Here is a 21,722-nt window from a genome sequence, read left to right on the forward strand (position 1 = left end):
ACTTCCGCCAAGAAAAACAAAGCCAGAAATGACAAAACGCCGCTCACAACATTGGTATGGAAAACTCGACAAGGATGGCTTCATCCACCGGTCGTGGATGAAAAACCAGGGCTTTCCCGACCACGCTTTTGACGGACGACCCATAATTGGCATCTGCAACACCTGGTCGGAACTGACCCCCTGCAACTCGGGCCTGCGCGATCTGGCCGAGGGCGTAAAACGCGGCGTGTGGGAGGCGGGCGGCTTTCCGGTAGAATTCCCCGTCATGTCGCTGGGTGAAACCCAGATGAAACCCACCGCGATGCTGTTCCGCAACCTGCTGGCCATGGATGTCGAGGAATCGATCCGCGCCTATGGTATTGACGGGGTCGTTCTGTTGGGCGGCTGCGACAAGACCACGCCGGGTCAGTTGATGGGGGCCGCGTCAGTCGATCTGCCTTCGATCGTCGTCAGTTCCGGCCCGATGCTGAACGGTAAATACCGCGGACAGGATATCGGGTCCGGCACCGACGTCTGGAAGTTTTCCGAAGCGGTTCGGGCCGGCGAAATGACCTTGCAGGACTTCATGAACGCCGAATCCGGCATGTCGCGCAGCGCTGGCGTCTGCATGACCATGGGCACCGCGTCCACCATGGCGTCGCTGGTCGAGGCGATGGGCATGAGCCTGCCCACCAATGCCGCGCTTCCGGCGGTCGACGCTCGCCGTATGGCGCTGGCACACATGACCGGCCGGCGCATCGTCGAGATGGTCGACGAAGACCTCAAGCCCTCGGACATCCTGACCAAAGAGGCGTTTGAGAACGCCATCCTCGCCAACGCGGCCGTAGGAGGCTCGACCAATGCGGTGGTTCACCTTCTGGCGCTGGCGGGGCGTGTCGGGGTTGACTTGACCCTGAAAGACTTTGAAATCGGATCCGAAATACCACTGCTGGTCAACTGCATGCCGTCGGGCAAATACCTGATGGAAGACTTCTGCTACGCAGGCGGCATGCCGGTTGTACTGAATGAACTCAAATCGTTCCTGCGCCCGGCAAAGACGGTTCTGAACAAGGATATCTCGGCTCACTTCGAAGGAGCCGAGTGTTTCAATACCGACGTCATCCGTCCCTTCAATGATCCTGTAAAGCCCGCTGCGGGCCTGCGTGTTCTGCGCGGCAACCTTGCGCCGAATGGGGCAATCGTCAAGCCTTCGGCGGCCACTGACGCGCTTCTTGAAACCGAGGGCGAGGCTTTCGTGTTCGACAACATCGAAGACCTGAAGGCCAATATAGACCGTGAAGACCTGCCGGTCACGGCCAAGAGCATCCTAGTGCTCAAAGGGTGTGGCCCCAAAGGGTATCCGGGCATGCCCGAGGTCGGCAACATGCCAATTCCGGCGAAATTGGTGAAAGAGGGTGTACGAGACATGATCCGGATCTCGGATGCCCGCATGTCGGGAACAGCCTATGGCACCGTCATTTTGCATGTTAGCCCCGAAGCACAGGCGGGTGGCACGCTGGCGCTGGTCAAAACCGGAGACCGCATCCGTGTTTCAGCCAGCAGCGGCGAGTTGGAACTGCTTGTGGACGAAAACGAACTGAACGCCCGCCGCGCCGCGTGGCAACCGGATGATCCGCACTACACACGCGGATATGCAAAACTTTACATCGACCACGTACTGCAAGCGGATCAGGGGGCGGATCTGGATTTCCTTGTTGGCAAAGACACCCGCCTCGTGACCAGAGAGAGCCACTGATGACCCAACCAGCTACATTCCACGATCTCAACGGGGCCTCCGTCTATATCACCGGCGGTGGCTCGGGTGTTGGTGCGGCGCTGACAGATGGATTCATGGCACAGGGGGCCAATGTGGCCTTCATTGGTCGGTCGGATGCCAGCGGGTTTGTCGAAGAGATGCGCGACAAGCACGGCCGCGCGCCGCTGTTCCTGCAAGGCGACATGACGGATACCGAACTGCTGCACGCGACGATGGTCAAAGCTGCCGAGGCTCATGGCCCTTTGAACGTTTTGGTAAACAATGCGGCCAACGACCAACGTCATACGCTTGAGGAATCCACGACGGAATTCTGGGACTGGATGATCGAGGTGAACCTGAAAGCCTATTATTTCGCGTGTCAAGAAGCCGCCCGGCAAATGAAAGATGGCGGGGCAATCATCAATTTCAGCTCGATCAGTTACATGATGGGCAATGCTGGCTATCCGATCTATACGACCTCGAATGCCGGGATCACGGGGATGACACGGTCATTGGCACGAGAACTTGGGCCGAGGAAAATCCGCGTAAACGCTCTGGCCCCCGGCTGGGTTCTGACGCAAAAACAGTTGGAAAAATGGGCCACGCCCGAGGATCTGGCGGCCCATTTGGACCGGCAATGTCTGAAAGAGCACCTGAAGCCCGAGGATATGATAGCACCAACACTTTTTCTGGCGTCCAGGGCCAGCCATGCGATGACCGGGCAATGTATAGCTGTTGATGGCGGCGTTGTGGTTTCGGGGTGATGTTATGAATACTGAATGGATCGCCGTCGACTGGGGAACATCTCATTTGCGGGCCTGGGCCATGCAGGGTTCGACTGCGCTGGACCATGCGCAATCAGACAAGGGCATGGCGCATGTCGGGCCTGACGGGTTTCAAGCCGCCCTGCTGGATTTGATCGAAAACTGGTTGCCCGGCGCGCCGGTGGATGTGGTCGCTTGCGGAATGGTCGGCGCACGCCAGGGCTGGGTGGAAGCCCCTTATTCGACAGTGCCTTCGGACCCCTTGCCGGATGTCCCGATCCGCGTACCCGGATCAGACCCGCGCATTCGGGCCTTTGTCATACCCGGTCTGAAACAGACAACTCCGCCGGATGTGATGCGGGGTGAGGAAACTCAGATTGCCGGATTTCTGGGTGCGCGCCAGAATTGGGACGGCGTCATCTGCCTGCCCGGAACCCACACGAAATGGGTTCAGGTAAGCGCTGGCGAGGTTGTAAGCTTTCGTACCTTCATGACGGGTGAGTTGTTCGACCTGCTGTGTGGTCAGTCCGTGCTGCGGCACTCTGTAGGCCCGGGCTGGGACGAAGACGCCTTCGCCGAGGCGGTTGCGGATACGTTGTCAAAGCCCGAACAATTGGCTGCGCGTCTCTTTAACTTGCGAGCGGCGGACTTGCTGCAAGGTCAGGCCAAAGCCACCGCACGCGCGCGCCTTTCTGGATTGTTGATCGGGGCCGAACTGGCAGCGACACGGCCGTATTGGCTGGGGCAGCAACTGGCCATTATCGGGGCGGAAGGCGTGTCGCAGACATATGCAAAAGCCCTGCAACGGCAAGGCGCATTCGTGGAAACGGCAAACGCCACCAAGGCAACTCTGGCCGGGCTTGCGCTGGCCCGAAACATGACAAGGCAAACCGCATGAGCCGTCCCATCATCGCCATATTGCGTGGCTTGCAACCACACGAAGCCAAAGCCGTTGGCCGCGCCATTATCGATGCCGGCATCGACCGGATCGAAGTGCCGCTCAATTCTCCGGATCCGCTCGACAGTATCAGCACTTTGGTTGATGCGTTTGGAAATCAGGCCCTGATCGGCGCGGGCACTGTTTTGACAGTCGATCAGGTGGACGCTGTGTCGGCCGCCGGAGGCAAGTTGATCGTATCGCCCAACTATGACGCCGAGGTCATCAAGCGTTCCGTCGCGTTGGGCCTGCAAAGCTGGCCGGGGGTTTACACCCCAACCGAAGCTTTTGCGGCCCTCAAGGCCGGTGCCACCGGTTTGAAGCTGTTCCCCGGGGTGATGGCTGGTCCGGCGGGTTTGGCCGCCTTACGACCAGTTTTGCCCATAGGCGCGCTTGTTTTTGCTGTTGGCGGTGCCGGACCCGACAATTTCGGACAGTGGATCAAAGCGGGCGCAGATGGCTTTGGGATAGGCTCTGCACTTTACAAACCCGGAATGGATGTCGCCGAAATCGCCGAGCGCACCCGGCATATCGTTTCGGCCTATGACGAGGCCGCCGGATGAGCACCACCTTTGACGACCGCCCCTGCGAGTTGGGTGAAGGCCCGTTGTGGCATCCTGAAAGACGTCAGCTTTTCTGGTTCGATATCATCGGCAAGCGCTTGATGACCCGCGAGCGGGACGCGCCAAAAAGCTGGAGCTTCGATGAACAGGTTTCGGCCGCGGGTTGGGTGGATCGCGATACGCTTCTTATGGCGTCGGAAACGGGGCTGTGGCGTCTCGATTTGCAATCCGGAAAGCGGAACTTGATCACGCCTCTGGAAGCCGACAACCCCGTCACCCGTTCAAACGATGGCCGCGCCGATCCGTGGGGCGGGTTTTGGATCGGCACAATGGGCAAGCAGGCGGAACCCGGGGCCGGATCAATCTATCGCTTCTGGAAAGGTGAGTTGAGACGGTTGGTTCCGGATGTAACAATCTCAAACGCGATCTGTTTTGCCACCGATCGTTCGGTGGCCTATTTCTGTGACACCGCAACGAAACAGGTCAGGCGCTGGCGTCTGAACGCCGAAACCGGGTGGCCGGAAGGCGAAAGCGCAGTTTTTCTGGATTTGCGCAAAGAAGGTCTGAACCCGGATGGCGCGGTCATCGATGCCCAGGGGAATATCTGGATTGCACAATGGGGTGCCAGCCGGATTGCGGCATACACGGCCGACGGCATGTTTCTGAAGGCCGTTGCATTTGACGCATCCCATACGTCATGTCCCGCTTTCGGGGGCGATGAACTGAATACGCTTTTCTGCACAACGGCCCGTCAGGGATTGAGCGCAGAAGCAATAGACAGCCAACCGACCAACGGCATGACCTTTGCCGCGCGAAACGCAGGTCAGGGTCAGGCAGAACACAAGGTCATCTTATGAAGCCGGAACTGGGCGTTTGTTATTATCCTGAACATTGGCCAGAGACGATGTGGGCCGACGATGCCGCGCAAATGGTCGAAACAGGCCTGACATGGGTGCGTATTGGCGAGTTCGCGTGGAGCCGCATCGAGCCGCAATCCGGCGTTTTTAAATTCGAATGGCTGGATCGCGCGATTGAGACACTCGGTGGAGCCGGATTGAAGGTCGTGCTGGGCACGCCAACCGCAACGCCGCCGCGCTGGATGTTGGACAAACACCCGGACATGCTGGCCGCCGATGAAAACGGCAACCTGCGCAAGTTCGGATCACGGCGGCATTACTGTTTTAGCCATCAAAGCTATATCGACGAATCTACCCGCATCGTGCGGATATTGGGTGAACGGTACGGTAAGAACCCGCATGTGGTCGCGTGGCAGATTGACAATGAATACGGGTGTCACGACACCACTCTCAGCTACAGCGCTGCTGCCCAACAGGCGTTTCGCTATTGGCTGGCCGAACGGTATGGAACAATTGAAACGCTGAACCAAGCGTGGGGCAATGTGTTCTGGTCGATGGAATATCGCAACTTCAGCGAAGTCGACCTGCCCAATCAAACCGTGACCGAGCCGAACCCGGCTCATGTACTGGCATTCCGGCGCTTCAGTTCGGATCAGGTCGCGGGTTTCAACAAAGCACAGGTGGATGCGCTGCGGCCGTTGACCGATGCGCCGCTCTTGCACAATTACATGGGCCGTATTCTGGACTTCGACCATTTCAAAGTTGGCGCGGATCTGGATATCGCTACCTGGGACAGTTATCCGATCGGTTTTCTGTCGGACCGCCTGGACGCCGACGACGCACACAAGACCGCCTTTTTGCAACAGGGCGATCCGGACATGCAGGCGTTTCATCATGATCTCTACCGGGCGGTCGGGCGCGGCCGTTGGTGGGTGATGGAACAACAACCCGGCCCGGTGAATTGGGCACCGTATAATCCGGCGCCGCTGCCCGGAATGGTGCGGCTTTGGTCATTGGAGGCGGTTGCTCATGGCGCCGAGGTGGTGAGTTATTTCCGATGGCGGCAAGCCCCGTTTGCGCAAGAGCAAATGCATGCCGGCTTGATGACATCGAACAATCACCCTGCTGCTGCACTGGCAGAGGCCCGCCAGACCGCGGATGACCTGAACTCGTTGGGTGCGGTGCAACAGATACAGGCCAAAGTGGCCATTCTGTTCGATTACGCCTCGGACTGGGCGTGGTCCACACAACCACAAGGCGCGGGATTTGACTATTTCCGATTGGTTTTTTCGGCATATCGCGCGCTGCGACGGGCCGGTCTGTCGGTAGACTTTGTTTCGGCGAAGGACATTCCAGGCAATTACTCGGTGATCTTTGCCCCCGGTTTGGCCACAATGGATCCTGATGTGGAACAACGTCTGGCTGAGAGATGCGATCTTGCCATTCTGGGACCGCGCAGCGGCGCGATCACCCGCGATTTTCAAATCCCTGAAAAGGGCAGACCCGGTCTGAGCAGGATCGATTGCGATGTTGATCTGGTCGAAACTCTGCCGCCCACGGTTGAACGCGCGGTCAAGGGTGGCGGAACGGCGCGGCATTGGATCGACCGATTGTCAGGAACGGCCAAAGACCTGCTGAGTTTGGAAGACGGAACACCTGCTCTCAAGGCAGGGGACGGAATCTGGTACTTGGCCGGCTTCCCGGATGCAGACCTTTGGGACCGCGTGATAGCCATGGCGGCGGAAGAAGCCGATTTGACATTGCGCAGGATGCCGCAAGGCCTGCGACTGCGCGAGACGGCCAATCATGACTTCCTGATCAACTACAACGCAGGGCCGGTGGATTGGAACGGGCTCACCGTCGAAGGTTGTGACGTCAAAATCCTGAAACGCAATCCGCCCGAACCGACCTGAGGTCAGTCCGGGCGGGTGCCGAGATTACGAAGCTGCGCTGCTATTCGTCGCTTTGCAGGCTATTGGGGTCAAACACCCCGCCGAAACCACTGTTGTTGGACGGAGCGCTTTCGGAGTCAGACCCACCATCTGCGCCTTCGTTTTCGTCACCCCCTAAAGAGTTCGGTGCAAAAACATTGCCAAAGCCGCTGTTGTTCGACGGTTTCGGGGTGGTTTGAACACCGCCCTGTTCCGCTTCTTCAGCTTCGCGTTGCTTGAGGCGTTCTTCACGCTGTTTGCGCAACTCCTGAATACGCTGTTCCGCTTCCAGCTTCTTCTGCTCGCGGACGTCGGCGATACACTGCGCCGGATTGTAGGTGGCCGCAGTGCCGACAACTGTGATCGTTGCGACGGCAAATACAACCAGCAGAACCGCTGCCATGTTGCCGGAAAAGAAGCTGGGCAGTTTGATCTTGCCGGCCAGCTCTTCAACCGTCGCGTTCTTGCGCGCCGCTGCCACCAGTTCCTGACGTTTCAGCTTGGCTTCGTTCAGCAGAGCGAAGAACACTGTCAGCGCCACGATGATGAAGGCCAGCGCCGAGATCGCGGGTGTGATGCCATAACGGACCTTTTGGGCCAGTTCGATCGTCAACGTCGGGTATTCACCGAAGGTAAAGGTGGTGGTGTTGTAGTTTTCGAACGATGCGAGGAACGCCAACACCGCTGCCGATGCAATCGCCGGGCGCATGAACGGCAACAGGATCTTGCGGAAGGCCTGTGCGTGGCTGGCACCAAGGTCCAGCGCAGCCTCGGTCAAGGCCACGTCGTATCGCTGCAAGCGTGCCACCAACACCAGCATGCAGTAGCTGGCGATAAAGGTTGATTGGCCGATCACCGTCAGAAAAATGCCATTTGACAGGAAGCTGTCCGCCCCCAGTCCCAGCATCCGGTTGATACGATCCCAGAACACCAGCGTCGAGATACCCAGAACAACACCCGGGATCAGGATCGGAGCGATAATGATCGTATAGTAAGTCGCCCGAAGTTTTGGCCAGATCTGGGTCAGCATCAGTGCACCCGCCAGACCCATGGCCACTGACAGGATGACCGTGCCGATCCCGATGATCAGTGAGTTCTTGATACCGTTCAGGATGCGCTGATCCTGAAACAGCTCGCCAAACCACTGGAAGGTCAGACATTCCCACGGGCTCATCCGTGGGAAGCCGGACGAGTTGAACGCGGTGATCGACATGATCACAAGCGGTCCCAGCAGATAAAGGAAGAAGATCGCCAGATAGACCCAGATGCTTATGCGGAGAAAGGAATTGTTCATTTCCCGATATCCCCCATGTTCACTTTGAACAGGCGCATCATGGCCAGCACGAACAGGATACAGGTCACCAGCAGGACGATCGCGTAAGCAGCCCCTTGCGGCCAGTCGTTGTTATCGTTGAACTGCTGATAGATCAGCTGTGTGAACCACAGCGACGAAGGCCCGCCCAGGATCTGCGGTGCCGCCAGCGCGCCCGCAGACAGCATGAACACCATCGTACAGCCCGAACTGATCCCTGGCTTGGCATAAGGAATGACCACACGCCAATGTATCCGCCACCACGGCGCACCAAGGTCGCGCGCGGCTTCGATCTGATTTTTATCCAGGCTTTCTATGACGTTATACATTGGGAAGATCATCAGCAGAATATAGGCATAACCCAGCCCGGCATAGAGCGCGATATCGTTCCGGATGAAGTCGAACGGCGTATCCCAAACCCCCAGTCCCACGAACAACGTGTTCAGAACACCGGTTTCACCGAAGATAATGCGCAAAGCAAAGGCGCGCAGGATTTCGTTGATCCAGTAAGGGATGATCAGCATGATCGCGAAGATGCGGATATGGCTGCCTACGGACTGCCCCAGATAGTAGGCGATCGGATAGCAGATTATCAGGTTGAAAATCGTCACGCAAACGGCCGCCACGAGGGTGCGGAAGAACACCCGCAGGTCAACCGTGTTGTAATCCTGACTGCCGCCTTCAGGGCCGTATATCAGGTACTTGTAGTTCTCCAGCGTATAGACGTCCTTCGGCCCGCCAATCTCTGGAGGCGGGAGGTTTGGACGGAACGAGAAATCCAGCATCGACAGCTGCGGCAGGATGATAAGGCCGATGGTCCAGAACAGAACCAGACCCAGGATCGCCAAGCCCATACCGGTGCCGTTGCGATTGAAGAATTCTTTCAGAAATCGGGGCATGAGATCGTCCCCCTATTCCGCTGCCAGTTCACCGGCAGGAACGATGACCGCGTTGTGCGTCTCGTATTCCAGCGTGATGTTCTGTCCGGTGTGGTCCTCAAAAGATTGCCCATGGTTGGGGATCGAGACCTTGATTTCTTTTCCGCCTTCACCTTCTGTGAAGATGTTAAAGACGTTGCCCTCGAACTCTTCATGATTGACCCGGGCGGTGACGAAGTGATCGCCCGTTGCGCCATCGGGGGCAATTGCAAAGGCCTCGGGACGGATGAACATCATCGCGTCATCACCTTCTTTCATCTTGCCCTGATTGGCCGTCGAAATCCTTGCCACCAGATCACCCGAACGGTTGGTCGCGATCAAAGCTTCCTTGCCCATCACTTGCTTGATTTTACCGCGGAACACATTGTTTTCGCCGACGAATGAAGCCGCGAAAGCCGTGTTGGGATCGTTGTAAATCGTCTTCCCGTCGGCGATTTGATCAATCACACCGGCACGCATGACGGCGATATTGTCCGACATGGTCAGCGCTTCGCCCTGGTCGTGCGTGATGTAGATGAAGGTAATGCCCACGCGCTGCTGAATTTCACGCAACTCGGTCCGCATGTGCTGGCGCAGTTTCAGGTCAAGTGCCGAAAGGGGCTCGTCCAGCAACAGCACGTCCGGTTCGGCGCAGAGTGCCCGGGCAATCGCAACACGCTGACGTTGACCGCCTGACAATTCGCTTGGCAGCTTGTCCCCCTGCCCCGGTAACGCAATCATGTCCAGAAGCTCATCGGCGCGCCTGCGGCGTTCGGCAGCACTGGCCCCTTTGATTTCCATGGAAAACGTGATGTTTTCCCAGACCTTCATCAGCGGGAACAATGCGAGGTTCTGAAAGATCAGCGCCGTCGGACGCTTGTTGGGCCCGATGCCACGCATATTGTTGCCACCAATGAGGACGTTGCCTTCGCTTGGTTCAAGAAAGCCGGACACTGCCCTCAGAATGGTTGTTTTTCCGCAGCCCGATGGCCCGAGGAAAGAAAAGAAATCGCCCCCGTTGATGTTGACGTTTGCATCGCGCACGGCGACAAAGTCGCCGAAACGGATCCACAGGTTTTCCAGATCGACTCCGACCCCTGCACTCATTTTTGGTTTCTCCCTGAGGTGCGTGTTGTCACCACACAGTATTAGTGTCCGCCACGCCGGGACGGCGCGCAGATGGGTGCCCCCCGCAGGATGCGGAGGGCGAAGGTTCGGAACGCTTAAGCGCTCTTGAACTTGTTGACGAACTCAGTCCGGGTTTCAGCATACCACGGCGCTTCTGCAGGCCACGGATTGAGATTGGCCAGCGAGTCGCCCGGATAGGCCTCGGCAAAGTTCTTCTTGTAGGTGTCGCCGGAATACTGGTCGGCTCCCAATACCGGCGAGTTGTAGCCGTGGCTGTCAATCGCAACACCGGCCGGCTTGGCCTGATAGGCAAAGTCGATGAAAGCGTAAACCTGATCGATATTCGCGGCACCAGTCGGCATGGACATACCATCCACCCAAGCCATCGCACCTTCGACAGGCGCCTGATAGTGCACCGGCTCGCCTGCGGATTTCAGTGCAAGGGGTGGGCCGTCCCAAGTTTGGCCAACAATAACGCCTTCGTTAAGAAGACCGTTCTTCTGTGTGTCGGCGTCGTTCCAGATCAGTTTGATGCGGTCCTTGCGTGCAACGCACCAATCGGTGATCTGGCCCCAAACCTTACGCATGGTGTCTTCATCGCCATATGCCGCCCAGACCGAACCCGGCTCCATCTCGCCAGCGCGTTCCATGTAAAGGCCGGCACCCAGCATCATGGAATGCGCGCGGCCCATGGTTTTCCCGGCGTTCGCTTCCGACCACACGTCGCCATAGGACGGCGCATCACCATCCGGCAGCCACAGGTCAGTACGGTAAGCGATACCTTCCGTACCCCAGATATGCGGCAGCCAGTGCGCACCTGAATCGCCAAAGTTCCACGCATCAGTACCAATCTTGGCCATGGCAGGGTTCACCAGATCGATCGGAACCTTGTTCATGTCGAAAGGCTGGAGCAGCTCCAGCGGTTCCCACTGCAACGACCGGTTGTTGGTCGGTGAAACGATATCAAAACCCTGGCCCTTGGTGGCCTTCATCTTGTTGATGATCTCTTCGTTCGAGCCGATACCGGTATAGTTCACCTTGATTCCAGTAAGCGTCTCAAACTCTTCGATGAAGCTGGGCGGCAGGTAGTCCGACCACATCAGAATGTTGATTTCGCCCGACGAAGCCAGAGCGCTCTTGCTGTAAAGGGGTGCCGCAAGTGCCGCGGCACCTGCGCCTTTCAACACAGAGCGTCTCGAAAATGAAGAATGTTTAGCCATAGGTGATCTCCCATTGTTGGATGAGTTTGTTTTTGTATTTTTATTCATAGGACTTTCTGTGCCCGTTCGTCAGTCCAAAAGTGACAGTTTACGGAATTCTTATGTCCAGTTTTTGTTCTTGACACGTTTCGGTTGAATTTCAGAGCGTTAGTTTACCTGCCATACGGTAAAATCGCGCGCGCCAACCGGATCCGAGCCGATCAAAATTCGTCGTGATCCACCACCAGGCAGGGGTTTGGACATGTCACCAAAATTGAAAGCAAAATGCAACGTACCGAGTCGGGTTACGCGTAGGTCTGGATCGCAGTCCAGAGGCTTCAGCCCTGCCCATTCCAAGACATCGCGCATAATCTCGTGCACGAGCGCACCGCCGGGTACCATTGCCAGATATGTCGCACGATCCGACCGGACGACCGCTGGGCTGGCGTCGCAATAGGCACTTTTGAAGCGCGCCAGGACATTTGCCTCTGTCTCGACGATTTCGCGCCAACCAGCAAAGTCAAATAGCTGACCGTTCTGCAACTGCACGGACTCCCTTGCAATATCCGGCAGCGATTCGACACGGGCGACACGGACGCCGGTCAGATCCGCCAACGCACCCGGCGCCAGATTCGAAGGGGTCTGCATTTGAGCTGTCTTGCTGCCGGACCGGGCACCAATCAAAAGCTTTGCGCCTGAAGCATCAAGTCTCGCGGCCAGATCCGGGGTCACGATCATGCTTTGCGGCAACACGATCAGGGCGTAGCCTTGCAAACCATCCTCGGGACCCACAAAATCAATGTCCACACCCAGACTGCGCAAGGCAGTGTACCATTCGCGGAAGATATGGGAATTGGGGAAGTCATCATCATGCGGCAGAATATCGGCCGCCCAGATCGAAGCGTAATCCAGCATAATCGCCACCGAGGCTTTTCCCCGCGTCGTTGACGGCAGGTTTTCGCGATCCTTCGCAATCTGAGCCAGTTCGAGCGCGGCTTGATCCAGACTGTCATCCGAGCGCAGCAAGGCTGTATGGTATTGTTCCTGCGCGAACTTTGCCTGGCGCCATCGAAAAAACATCACAGCTTGCGCGCCGTGTGCATATGCGGCCCAGGTCCAAAGCCGAACCATCCCTTCGGCTGGGGAAGGGTTTTGTGCCGCCCAGTCCACCGGCCCCGGCTGCTGTTCCAACACCCATACCCGCCCCCGCCCCTGACTGCGATACAAGTCGCAATGAAACCCCTGATAATCAGGCGCGCCGGTTCGCAGATAACGGCGCTTTTCCTTCTCTGACAGGGTTGAGCCCATCAGATTACCCAACGGGTAGCTGTCAAAGCCGACGATATCCAGATCGGCGGCCACTGCGTGGTGATCGAATTCGAAACTACCGGCCATGAAGTTGTGCGTGATATCTCGACCCGGCGCATGTTCGCGCAGCACGTCCACCTGTGTCTTGTTGAACAACCGCACCCGGCCCGAAGAATAGCGCCTGAAATCAAGGGCATGGGTGGGGTTGGGTGTAGCAACCAAACCATTGGGCAGTTCAATCTGGTCAAAGCCGGAATAGAGGCTCCCCCAGAACACGGTCCCCCAGGCCTCGTTCAATGCGTCAATTGTACCGTATCGTTTTGCCAGCCAGCGCCGAAATCCCGCCCGTGCGGCATCGGAATAGCTGAGAACGGTGTCGTGGTCATTGTACTCATTGTCGATCTGCCAGGCATGGACATGCGGGTTCTGGCCATACCTGGCGGCATATTCCGTGGCGATCCTTTGCGCCTCGGCCAGGTACACGTCACTGGAAAAACAATAATGTCTGCGGGAACCATAACCCCTGACCCGGCCGTCCGGGCCAACCGGCAGAATTTCGGGGTGCTCATCAATCAGCCACTTGGGTGGCGCAGCCGTTGGAGTCGACATCATGATCCGCAGACCGGCCCGCCCCAGAATCTCGATGACGTCATCCAACCAGTCCCAGTGAAACCGCCCGCGTTCCGGTTCAATCAGACCCCAGGTGAACTCGGCGATCCGAACCCAATCCAAACCCATCCCGGCCATCCGCGCGGCGTCACTGCGCCACTGGGACGGATCCCATTGTTCGGGGTAGTAGCAAACCCCAAGCTCCAGTTTGCTCATTGGTTGTCCTTTGCCGTGCGCCGTTCGATCCATTTCAGGAAGCTTGCGCAACAGAGGGTGAGGACCACGTACAGAATTGCTGCCGTATTGAACGGCGCAAAGGGCAGAAAGCTTGCTGCCTGAAACTCTCGCATCCTTTGGGTCATGTCGCGGACGGACAGGATGGACAGCAACGAGGTATCCTTGATCATCGCGATAAATTCGTTGCCCAATGGCGGAGTGACGATCCGCAGGGCTTGCGGCAGAACGATCAGCCGCGCCGTCTGCCAGCGCGACAAGCCCAGCGAACTGCCTGCTTCCAGCTGCCCTTTCGGGATGGCCTCGATCCCAGATCGGAAAATTTCAGCCATATAGGCCGAATACCCGACCGAAATCGCGATGATCCCGCGTGTCATGTTGGTCATGTCAATGCCGCCGCCCGTGGCATCCTTGACCGCGCCCGCCAAGGGCAGGCCGATGTAAAGAATGATCACCAACATCGGAATGCCGCGTATCGTGTCCACGAAAAATTCGGCCCCGACCGCCAAGGGATGCAGCTTGTGCTGTGCGCCGCCAATGGTCAGCGTCAGCAGTAGAAAGCCGAAAACAGCAAAAGCCAGAGCGGGATTCCGGTATTTGTCAGGCAAGAAACTGGTCTGCCACAGAACCGGATAGCCTTGTGAATGAGCATCCACGGGAACAAACGCTCCGGAAACGCTGTCGACGGTTTCAATCTGCTCCAGGGCGGCCGCTGCATCAGTGGCGCTGCGTATGCGGTATTGTCGTTCGCCGGCACCGTCGAACTCTCCAAACCGGATGATGTCAGCCTGCGCCTGTGGTGTGCCGCGCACAATGGCGATGCGCCCTTCGGTGCTTCCGACCAGAACGTAACTGACCTGCGGCTGCATGAAGAAAAAGGCTGATATCGCAAGCAATGCCAGGCTGATGGAACCATACAGAATCGTGGTGCGCGCCCGTGGTTTGAACGATTGCAGCCCCACCCAGATCAAGCCCAGAATGGCCGAGAAGATATAGGCGAAGATGGCTGCGCGGAACGTAATGGCAACGCCCGTCGCGAACTGCCAGTGGGCCATGAACATCAGATAGAACAAAACCGCACCTGTAAGGCATTCCAGCCCCAAAAGAACGCACCTGCGCCAAGGGGGTTGCAACCGCGCCGACAGCAGGCTCAAGGCGACAACAGCTGTGTATGCGGCCAGAAGAACTTGCAGTCCTGTTTGAACCTGGGTCACGACTTCGGGATACAACACCCACGTCTGACTGGACCGGTCGATCAGGGTTGATGTGTTCTCGCTGAGCGCATGAAAGAAAACGGATTCCGCGAAGGGCATCAAAAGCTGTGGAGAAGCAATGCTTATGACCAAAAGCGCAATTGACGCGGGCAGCGCCACAAGGGCCGAAACCCGTAACCAACCGGGGGCGTGATTGGTAAAACGTGCATACCGGGCGCAGAGATATCCAAGGATTGCAACCGAGACGATCAGCAGAAAGCCGACGAAAATCGGCCCTGCATTGTTGCCGACCCCCAGAATTGCAATCAGAGATCGCAGGTACTTCGAGGACGTGGCAAACAGATATATGATGAAGGGAGCGGCTGCGAGCAATACAAGATTGCTCGGGCGGATCGTGCTGAGACGCGACATGGAACTTCTCCGCTGAAACATGGCCCGGCAACGACTGCCGCCGGGCCCGGAAGGGCTTGAAGGATCAGTTTGTGCCCCAGTATTTGGCCTTCAGCGCGTCCAGCGTGCCGTCTTCCTGAATGACGGCGAGACCGGCATTGATTGCATCCACCGTCGGGTCACCTTCCTGAAACACGATTCCCAATGGATCCGATTGCAGGCCTGTGATGCCCACCGTCAGTTCTCCGGCAAACTCCTGCTCGTAGGCCGCGGCAGAGGTGCCATCGATGATCACCCCTTGCACGTCTGCGTTTTGAAGCGCCAGAATAGCCGCCGAGAAGTTGTCGTAGAGGCTGACATTCTCGCGCCCTACAAGCTCTTCCGCCAGTTGGGCGTTGGTCGTCGCTGTTTGTGCCGCCAGTTTCTGGCCACCCGCTTTGAAATCCTCAAGCGTCATATCCGCGTTGTCGACTTGCAGCAAAATGGCCTGGCTGACAACGATGTACGGTTCGGAAAAGTCCATAGTTTCTTCACGTTCGGGCGTGATCGATACGCCCGAGATGACCAGGTCGAACTCACCCTGTTGAAGCGCGGCAAAGATGCCGTCCCAAGCGGTGTTTACGAAACTCGGAACACAATTGATCTTTTCACAGATTGCATTCATCACATCGACATCAAAGCCTACGATTTCACCAGTTGTTTCGTCGACGGTTTCCATCGGGGGATAGGTCGCATCCGTTCCGATCTTGAGAACGCGACCTTCCAGATCGGCGGCAAAGGCCGCCGGCGCTGTCAGCATTGCAAGCGTTGCAACGGCAAATAGATTTTTGAACATGTTCGGTTTCTCCTCTGTTGGCTCAGTTGGTCTGCGCCATACCCGGCGCCGGGGTGTCAGGTTGCCGCTCGATCAATGTGGCCCTGATCTTTTTTTGCGTTTCCGACGGATCAACGCCGTCCAGTGCTTTAAGCATGAATTCCCCAAGCATGCGGCTGGTCTCGCCTATCGGCAAATAGTAGGTGCTGGGCGGGGGTATGAAATACTGGCTAAGTTTCAGATCGTCGTTTGAAATGACAACGACATCCCTGCCGACCTGAACGCCCATGTCGGCCGCAGCGGACAAGGCGCCAAGGGTCATCGCCTCGTTCGCGCAAATGATGGCGCTTGGCCGGTTGTGCATTCGCATGAGCGCCGCAAAGGCCCTTTGCCCGGTCTTCGCCGTGGTCGGGCCGGGATAAACAAGGGCCGGGTCAAACTCCATGCTACCTGCTGTCAGAGCATCTGAATATCCCTGGCGACGTTGACGGGCATAGATCAGGTCATCCGGCGGGTTGATAAGCGCAATCCGCTTATGCCCCAATGCCAGCAGCCGAGCCGTTGCATCAAAAGCAGCAGCCTGACTGTCGAGATCCACGTAAGGATGTGGTTGGGCACTGTCACTCATCCCGTATGTGACAAACGGAAAACTCTCATCTTGCAGATAGGCGATACGCGGGTCATTCACCCGAGTTCCGGAAAAGATCACGCCGTCTGCCAACCCTTCCTGCACGATGGAATGTAGGGTCTGCAATGCGGCTTCAAGATCTCGTACACTGAAGACACTCAACTCATAGCGTGACCCTTGAACCGCGTCGGATATTCCGGCCAGGATCCGGGTAAACTCCACACCCTCCCATTCTTCAGCGGCACTGCCCGAAACGCTGACCAATACTGCAATCCTGTAGGATTTATTGGTGCGCAGTTTCAAGCCGTCCAGATTGACCCGATACCCAAGCTCGGACGCCGCCTTTTGGATCTCTTCCCGCGTTTCCCGTTTAACCGAAGAAGCGCCGCGCAGGGCGTTTGAAACCGTGCCAACCGAATAGCCGGTCATACGGGCGATCGATTTGATCGTTGCCCGCGCCATCAGCCGATGCCCCCAAGCCGTTCAGTCAAAAACGACCGCCCCGTTTGCAAGGTGCGTCTGTGATCGGCGGTTTCATCATGCTCGACGAAAAGGTCGGTGCACTTGGTGGCTGAAAGGGCTCGTATCGTGGCGTCCCAATCGACAACACCGTCACCCGGATTGCGCCAGCGCCTGTCGCCTGATCCGCCCTGCGGATCCACGTCCTTTGCATGAACAGACAGGATGCGATCCGCATGGCGCGCCAGCAGGTCAGCCGCGTTCTGACCAGCCGCGACGATCCAACCGATATCAGGCTGCCAATAGATGTTTTCTTGCGCCAGAATCTGTTCAAGAGGTGTTTTTCCCGGCGCCCCGAACAGATCAAAATCGTGGTTGTGATAGGCCAGGCTGACGCCGTGATCCCTCAGTCGATCCGCCCAATCGGACAACTGGCCCGACACTGCCTTCCATCCCCGGGCAGTGCCGGGCCGCGCCTGTGGCGCCAGCCAAGGCATGACCGCCACCTGGCATTCCAAAAGGTGCAGTACTTCAACGATGTCGTCGAAACGCTCGTGGAACTCCTCCCAATCGAAATGTGCAGAACGAAGGTTAAGACCTGATTGATGGACGATGCGCGCCATCTCTTGCGGTGTCATGTCATGCAGGCCGGTGGTTTCGATATCCGAAAACCCGCAAGCGGAAACCAACTTCAGTTGGTCCGAGAGGTCACCGCATTGCCGAACCGTGTAAAGCTGCGCCGATACCCGCATTTTTCACCATTGAAACGTTTCAATTATGGTGAAACACAAAACGCAATTCTGTCAAGAACTGCGTTTCGCTGCTATTTGCGCATGGACAATCCATTGTGGAACAGATGCACTTTGTCCGGTGCGGCCGTGACCGAGACCGTCTGGCCACGCAGGTTTCGCTGAACGCCCGGCAGCTTTGCAATGACTGCATCCGCACCATCGGTTTTCTCAAAATACAGCAGCGTGACTTCGCCCAGGGCTTCGGTGAAATCCACCTTGCCGGACAGAATCGCGGATTCTTCCGTCATGGCCAAGTCTTCGGGGCGCACCCCGATATTGACCTTTTTACCCAGGTCACTGTCTTCGGTTGGAACCGCGGATCTTGCAATCCCGCCTGATGACAGGTCAACGGTGGTCATTTCGCCGGTTCCGGTGATTGTGCCGGACAGCAGGTTCATGGACGGCGAACCGATGAACTGCGCAACAAACTCGTTGTCAGGCGCCTCATACAGTTCAAGCGGTGTCCCGACCTGCGCGATGCCCTTGTCGGCCAATACCACGATCCGACTGGCCAGAGTCATCGCCTCGACCTGATCGTGGGTCACGTAGATCATGGTGCTGTCAGGCATGGCCTCTTTCAGACGCGCGATCTCGATCCGCGTGGCCACCCGAAGTGCCGCGTCGAGGTTCGAGAGGGGTTCGTCGAACAGATACACCTTTGGGTCACGTACGATCGCGCGCCCGATGGCAACCCGTTGACGCTGCCCCCCGGAAAGAGCTTTTGGCAGGCGGTCCAGGAATGGTTCCAGCTGAAGGATTTGAGCGGCACGGTCCACGGCAGCATCAATCTCGGCCGTGGGCATCTTCGCGATTTTCAGGGCAAAAGCCATATTCTCGCGAACGGTCATGTGGGGATACAAGGCATAGCTTTGAAACACCATCGCGATGCCCCGCTGTGCAGGCGGAACATCGTTCATGACCTGCCCTTCGATTTCCAGCGTGCCGCCTGTAATCTTCTCCAACCCGGCAATCATCCGCAGCAGGGTGGACTTGCCGCATCCGGAAGGACCGACAAAAACGATCAGTTCGCCTTGTTCGATGTCGAGGTTGATGTTCTTCAAAACATCGACAGGGCCATAGGACTTGGCGACGTCCGTGAGGTTGAGTTCAGACATGCTTTATCCCTTTTTCCTGTACATCAGGATGAACTGCGCCGCGTTCAGGACAACGTTGCCGCTTCCTTCGACACCGCCTAGGTCCTGACCCATCACTTGCCAACTGCCTTCGGGCAGCTTGAACGCGGCAGAATCCGTGCCCAGATTGAAGGCGCAGAATATCTGCTCATGCGAATCCTCACGCACAAAAGACAGAATCGAACCCGTTTCCGTCATGCCGGTCTGCGCCCCCTTTGCCAAAGCAGGATGCGCATGCCGCAAGGCGATGGCGCGACGGTAGTGGTTCAACATCGAGCTTGGATCCGCCTCCAATCGGTCCACCGCCTGCCCGGCCTGCTGTGCGCTTACCGGCAGCCAGGGCTCTGCGGTGCTGAAACCCGATTGTTCATCTTGTGCTGCCCAAACCATCGGTGTGCGGCAGCCGTCGCGGCCCTTGTATTCGGGCCAGAACTCGATGCCATAGGGGTCTTGCAGTTTCTCGAACGGCACATCCGCTTCGTGCAGGCCCAACTCCTCGCCCTGATACAGGCAGGCAGAGCCGCGCAGGCACATCATGAGAACCGCGTGCTGGCGGGCTGCCGCGACATCCAAATTCCAGCGCGAGACGTGACGTTGCACGTCGTGGTTGGAAAATGCCCAACATGGCCATGCGTCACCTGCCTTCGCTTCCAGCTGGTCAAAAACGTGCTTTGTGTAAGTGGCGGTCAATGCACGTTTTTCCAGGAACTCGAAGGCATAACACATGTGCATCCGCTTATCCCCGGATGTGTATTCGCCCATGATCTCTAGCCCACGCTGCGCATCTCCGACCTCGCCCAGACAAGCCCGGCCTTCATATTCGTCCGTCAAGGCCCGCAGTCTTTCAAGGAAGGCGATGTTCTCGGGCTGGCTTTTTGAAAACAGGTGGTCCTGATGGTTGTAGGGGTTCACGGCCGGTGCGATCGTGGCGTTGCGTTGATCCATCGGCAGCGCAGGATTGTCGCGAAGCGCCTTGTCGTGGAAATAGAAATTGATGGTATCCAGCCGAAAGCCATCCACCCCCAAATCAAGCCAGAACCGCGCCACGTCCAGCAACGCATCCTGAACATCCGGGCAGTGGAAATTCAGATCCGGCTGCGATGTCAGGAAGTTGTGCAGATAATATTGCAGCCGTCGGGCATCCCATTGCCAGGCCGAGCCGCCGAAGATAGAAAGCCAGTTGTTCGGTGGCGTGCCATCCGGTTTGGGATCCGCCCAAACATACCAATCGGATTTCGGGTTTTCACGACTGCTGCGGCTTTCGATGAACCAAGGGTGCTGATCGGATGTATGCGACAGAACCAGATCAATCATGATCCTCAGACCCTTGGCATGGGCCTGATCCAAAAGCTCTTTGAAATCCGCCAGCGACCCGAACATGGGGTCGACATCGCGGTAATCGCTGACGTCGTAACCAAAATCCTTCATCGGCGATTTGAAAAACGGCGAGATCCAAATTGCATCAACGCCCAGCGAGGCGATGTAATCCAGCCGCGCAGTGATGCCCTTCAGATCACCGATTCCATCCCCGTTGCTGTCCTGAAAACTGCGTGGGTAGATCTGATAGATCACACCACCGCGCCACCAATCCGAAGACAGTTTCGTTGCATTGCTGTGTACAAAGTTGTTCTGCACGTTCATCAGACGCCTCTATTTGACAGATCCGGCCAACAGGCCCCGGACCAGGTATTTTTGCATTGCGAAGAAGACGACCAGCGGCACGAAGATCGAGACAAAGGCAGCGGTCGCAAGGATTTCCCAATTGCCGCCACGTGTGCCCAGCAGCTCGACGATGCGGTTCGTCATCACGGTTGTCTGGCCGGTCGCGTCGATCAGGAAAACCTTGGCAACAAGCAGGTCATTCCATGTCCACAGGAACTGGAAAATCGCGAAAGACGCCAGCGCCGGGAAGCTGAGTGGCAGGATCAGTTTGGTAAAGATCTGAAACTCGGTGGCGCCATCGACGCGGGCGTTTTCGATCAGATCACGCGGCAATCCGGCCATGTAGTTGCGCAGCAGGTAAATCGCCAAGGGCATCCCAAAGCCTGTATGCGCAAGCCAGACTCCCAGATAGCCTTTGCCGATCCCGATATTGAGGTGAAATTTCAGCAACGGGATCAAGGCCAATTGAAGCGGAACGACCAAAAGGCCAACAACGGCCGCGATCAGCAGGGCGCGCCCGGGAAACTCCATCCATGCCAGCGCATAAGCCGCAAAGGCAGCAACCAGAATCGGGATGATTGTTGCAGGGATGGTCACCGTCAGCGTGTTGAAGAACGCCTTGGCCATGCTGTCCGTACTGCTTTGATCCAGAAGAACCTTTCGGTAGTTTTCCAAAGTGAACTCGGGTGGCAGTTCCGCTGTTACGAAGATGCGCGCGCCACGTTTCCCGGTGAATTCCTCAGCGTTTTCCATCCGATAGTTGCCCGCCGCATCCACCGTGATCGTACCACCTCGGCGCAGCTCGGCTGTTTGGCCCGGTTCAAATGCATCAACCTCGCGCGAACTGATACCCCATCTGGAAATCGTTGCTTGCTCATCTTCGCCGAACAACGCCCCCTGAATGACATACACTCCGTTTTCCAGCACCTGCGTCTCGGGCGCGGCACTGCGAAGCGTCAGGTTTTGTTCAGAGGGAAACAGCGACCGCCACCAGCCGCTGGACGATATCTGATCTGCCGTCCGAAAAGACGAAATCAACAAGCCAAGCGTAGGGATGACCCAAAGGGTCACAAGAAAGACGACTGACAGATGCACCACCCATCTGAGCGCGGGTTTGGTTCCGGCGATATCGCTCAT

General features: G+C 57.3%; 18 protein-coding genes. 6 read left to right on the plus strand and 12 right to left on the minus strand.

Going from position 1 to position 21,722, the window contains the following annotated elements:
• The first annotated feature begins 28 nt into the window (after positions 1-28).
• The 6 genes from GOW04_RS08525 to GOW04_RS08550 are packed head-to-tail and all read left to right on the plus strand — an operon-like array spanning position 29 to position 6,769.
• Entirely contained in the window at positions 29-1,735 is a 1,707-nt protein-coding gene (locus GOW04_RS08525) for an IlvD/Edd family dehydratase (protein WP_171232227.1), read from the plus strand.
• On the plus strand, positions 1,735-2,499 hold the full coding sequence (locus GOW04_RS08530) for an SDR family NAD(P)-dependent oxidoreductase (RefSeq protein WP_171232228.1): 765 nt from the start codon (positions 1,735-1,737) through the stop codon (positions 2,497-2,499). The genes GOW04_RS08525 and GOW04_RS08530 overlap by 1 nt, the downstream gene beginning before the upstream one ends.
• A 4-nt stretch (positions 2,500-2,503) precedes the next feature.
• Positions 2,504-3,397, plus strand: coding sequence for a 2-dehydro-3-deoxygalactonokinase (locus tag GOW04_RS08535; RefSeq protein ID WP_171232229.1), 894 nt, complete (start codon positions 2,504-2,506; stop codon positions 3,395-3,397).
• Positions 3,394-3,999: a 2-dehydro-3-deoxy-6-phosphogalactonate aldolase gene (locus GOW04_RS08540; protein ID WP_171232230.1), complete on the plus strand. Its 606-nt coding sequence runs from the start codon at positions 3,394-3,396 to the stop codon at positions 3,997-3,999. The genes GOW04_RS08535 and GOW04_RS08540 overlap by 4 nt, the downstream gene beginning before the upstream one ends.
• Positions 3,996-4,856, plus strand: a complete 861-nt coding sequence (locus GOW04_RS08545) for an SMP-30/gluconolactonase/LRE family protein (RefSeq protein ID WP_171232231.1) — start codon at positions 3,996-3,998, stop codon at positions 4,854-4,856. The genes GOW04_RS08540 and GOW04_RS08545 overlap by 4 nt, the downstream gene beginning before the upstream one ends.
• Positions 4,853-6,769, plus strand: coding sequence for a beta-galactosidase (locus tag GOW04_RS08550; RefSeq protein WP_171232232.1), 1,917 nt, complete (start codon positions 4,853-4,855; stop codon positions 6,767-6,769). Before GOW04_RS08545 ends, GOW04_RS08550 begins: the two co-directional genes overlap by 4 nt.
• Before the next feature lie 40 nt (positions 6,770-6,809).
• Here the strand turns inward: GOW04_RS08550 and GOW04_RS08555 are convergent, their stop codons facing one another.
• From GOW04_RS08555 to GOW04_RS08610, 12 genes are all read right to left on the minus strand, one after another.
• A complete protein-coding gene (locus tag GOW04_RS08555) occupies positions 6,810-8,081 on the minus strand; it encodes an ABC transporter permease (RefSeq protein ID WP_171119261.1) in 1,272 nt (423 codons plus the stop codon).
• A complete protein-coding gene (locus tag GOW04_RS08560) occupies positions 8,078-8,998 on the minus strand; it encodes an ABC transporter permease (protein ID WP_171232233.1) in 921 nt (306 codons plus the stop codon). The genes GOW04_RS08555 and GOW04_RS08560 overlap by 4 nt, the downstream gene beginning before the upstream one ends.
• 12 nt (positions 8,999-9,010) lie before the next feature.
• Complete coding sequence (locus GOW04_RS08565; protein WP_152460254.1) at positions 9,011-10,123, minus strand: ABC transporter ATP-binding protein; 1,113 nt, start codon at positions 10,121-10,123, stop codon at positions 9,011-9,013.
• Positions 10,124-10,239: 116 nt separating this feature from the next.
• On the minus strand, positions 10,240-11,364 hold the full coding sequence (locus GOW04_RS08570) for an extracellular solute-binding protein (protein ID WP_152460253.1): 1,125 nt from the start codon (positions 11,362-11,364) through the stop codon (positions 10,240-10,242).
• Between the two features lie 147 nt (positions 11,365-11,511).
• Positions 11,512-13,476, minus strand: coding sequence for a beta-galactosidase (locus GOW04_RS08575; RefSeq protein ID WP_171232234.1), 1,965 nt, complete (start codon positions 13,474-13,476; stop codon positions 11,512-11,514).
• Entirely contained in the window at positions 13,473-15,119 is a 1,647-nt protein-coding gene (locus tag GOW04_RS08580) for an amino acid ABC transporter permease (RefSeq protein WP_171232235.1), read from the minus strand. Before GOW04_RS08580 ends, GOW04_RS08575 begins: the two co-directional genes overlap by 4 nt.
• 64 nt (positions 15,120-15,183) lie before the next feature.
• Complete coding sequence (locus tag GOW04_RS08585; protein WP_171232236.1) at positions 15,184-15,933, minus strand: basic amino acid ABC transporter substrate-binding protein; 750 nt, start codon at positions 15,931-15,933, stop codon at positions 15,184-15,186.
• A gap of 22 nt (positions 15,934-15,955) precedes the next feature.
• Positions 15,956-17,002 (minus strand): LacI family DNA-binding transcriptional regulator, encoded by a 1,047-nt coding sequence (locus GOW04_RS08590; RefSeq protein ID WP_171232237.1) that lies wholly within the window; start codon positions 17,000-17,002, stop codon positions 15,956-15,958.
• Positions 17,002-17,751, minus strand: coding sequence for a sugar phosphate isomerase/epimerase (locus tag GOW04_RS08595; protein WP_171232238.1), 750 nt, complete (start codon positions 17,749-17,751; stop codon positions 17,002-17,004). The genes GOW04_RS08590 and GOW04_RS08595 overlap by 1 nt, the downstream gene beginning before the upstream one ends.
• Before the next feature lie 71 nt (positions 17,752-17,822).
• Entirely contained in the window at positions 17,823-18,905 is a 1,083-nt protein-coding gene (locus GOW04_RS08600) for an ABC transporter ATP-binding protein (RefSeq protein WP_171232239.1), read from the minus strand.
• Positions 18,906-18,908: 3 nt separating this feature from the next.
• The gene (locus GOW04_RS08605; RefSeq protein WP_171232240.1) at positions 18,909-20,564 is read right to left on the minus strand and encodes an alpha-glucosidase; all 1,656 of its coding nucleotides are present in this window, start codon (positions 20,562-20,564) and stop codon (positions 18,909-18,911) included.
• 9 nt (positions 20,565-20,573) lie between these two features.
• Complete coding sequence (locus GOW04_RS08610) at positions 20,574-21,722, minus strand: carbohydrate ABC transporter permease (RefSeq protein WP_171232241.1); 1,149 nt, start codon at positions 21,720-21,722, stop codon at positions 20,574-20,576.

It is taken from the genome of Ruegeria sp. HKCCA4812, from assembly GCF_013034245.1.
Classification (GTDB): domain Bacteria; phylum Pseudomonadota; class Alphaproteobacteria; order Rhodobacterales; family Rhodobacteraceae; genus Ruegeria.

What these genes read in the sequence shown, in the direction of transcription:
- GOW04_RS08525 (WP_171232227.1), top strand. Translation starts at nt 29, where the DNA reads ATGACAAAACGCCGCTCACAACATTGGTATGGAAAACTCGACAAGGAT.
- GOW04_RS08530 (WP_171232228.1), top strand. Translation starts at nt 1,735, where the DNA reads ATGACCCAACCAGCTACATTCCACGATCTCAACGGGGCCTCCGTCTAT.
- GOW04_RS08535 (WP_171232229.1), top strand. Translation starts at nt 2,504, where the DNA reads ATGAATACTGAATGGATCGCCGTCGACTGGGGAACATCTCATTTGCGG.
- GOW04_RS08540 (WP_171232230.1), top strand. Translation starts at nt 3,394, where the DNA reads ATGAGCCGTCCCATCATCGCCATATTGCGTGGCTTGCAACCACACGAA.
- GOW04_RS08545 (WP_171232231.1), top strand. Translation starts at nt 3,996, where the DNA reads ATGAGCACCACCTTTGACGACCGCCCCTGCGAGTTGGGTGAAGGCCCG.
- GOW04_RS08550 (WP_171232232.1), top strand. Translation starts at nt 4,853, where the DNA reads ATGAAGCCGGAACTGGGCGTTTGTTATTATCCTGAACATTGGCCAGAG.
- GOW04_RS08555 (WP_171119261.1), bottom strand. Translation starts at nt 8,081, where the DNA reads ATGAACAATTCCTTTCTCCGCATAAGCATCTGGGTCTATCTGGCGATC.
- GOW04_RS08560 (WP_171232233.1), bottom strand. Translation starts at nt 8,998, where the DNA reads ATGCCCCGATTTCTGAAAGAATTCTTCAATCGCAACGGCACCGGTATG.
- GOW04_RS08565 (WP_152460254.1), bottom strand. Translation starts at nt 10,123, where the DNA reads ATGAGTGCAGGGGTCGGAGTCGATCTGGAAAACCTGTGGATCCGTTTC.
- GOW04_RS08570 (WP_152460253.1), bottom strand. Translation starts at nt 11,364, where the DNA reads ATGGCTAAACATTCTTCATTTTCGAGACGCTCTGTGTTGAAAGGCGCA.
- GOW04_RS08575 (WP_171232234.1), bottom strand. Translation starts at nt 13,476, where the DNA reads ATGAGCAAACTGGAGCTTGGGGTTTGCTACTACCCCGAACAATGGGAT.
- GOW04_RS08580 (WP_171232235.1), bottom strand. Translation starts at nt 15,119, where the DNA reads ATGTCGCGTCTCAGCACGATCCGCCCGAGCAATCTTGTATTGCTCGCA.
- GOW04_RS08585 (WP_171232236.1), bottom strand. Translation starts at nt 15,933, where the DNA reads ATGTTCAAAAATCTATTTGCCGTTGCAACGCTTGCAATGCTGACAGCG.
- GOW04_RS08590 (WP_171232237.1), bottom strand. Translation starts at nt 17,002, where the DNA reads ATGGCGCGGGCAACGATCAAATCGATCGCCCGTATGACCGGCTATTCG.
- GOW04_RS08595 (WP_171232238.1), bottom strand. Translation starts at nt 17,751, where the DNA reads ATGCGGGTATCGGCGCAGCTTTACACGGTTCGGCAATGCGGTGACCTC.
- GOW04_RS08600 (WP_171232239.1), bottom strand. Translation starts at nt 18,905, where the DNA reads ATGTCTGAACTCAACCTCACGGACGTCGCCAAGTCCTATGGCCCTGTC.
- GOW04_RS08605 (WP_171232240.1), bottom strand. Translation starts at nt 20,564, where the DNA reads ATGAACGTGCAGAACAACTTTGTACACAGCAATGCAACGAAACTGTCT.
- GOW04_RS08610 (WP_171232241.1), bottom strand. Translation starts at nt 21,722, where the DNA reads ATGAGCGATATCGCCGGAACCAAACCCGCGCTCAGATGGGTGGTGCAT.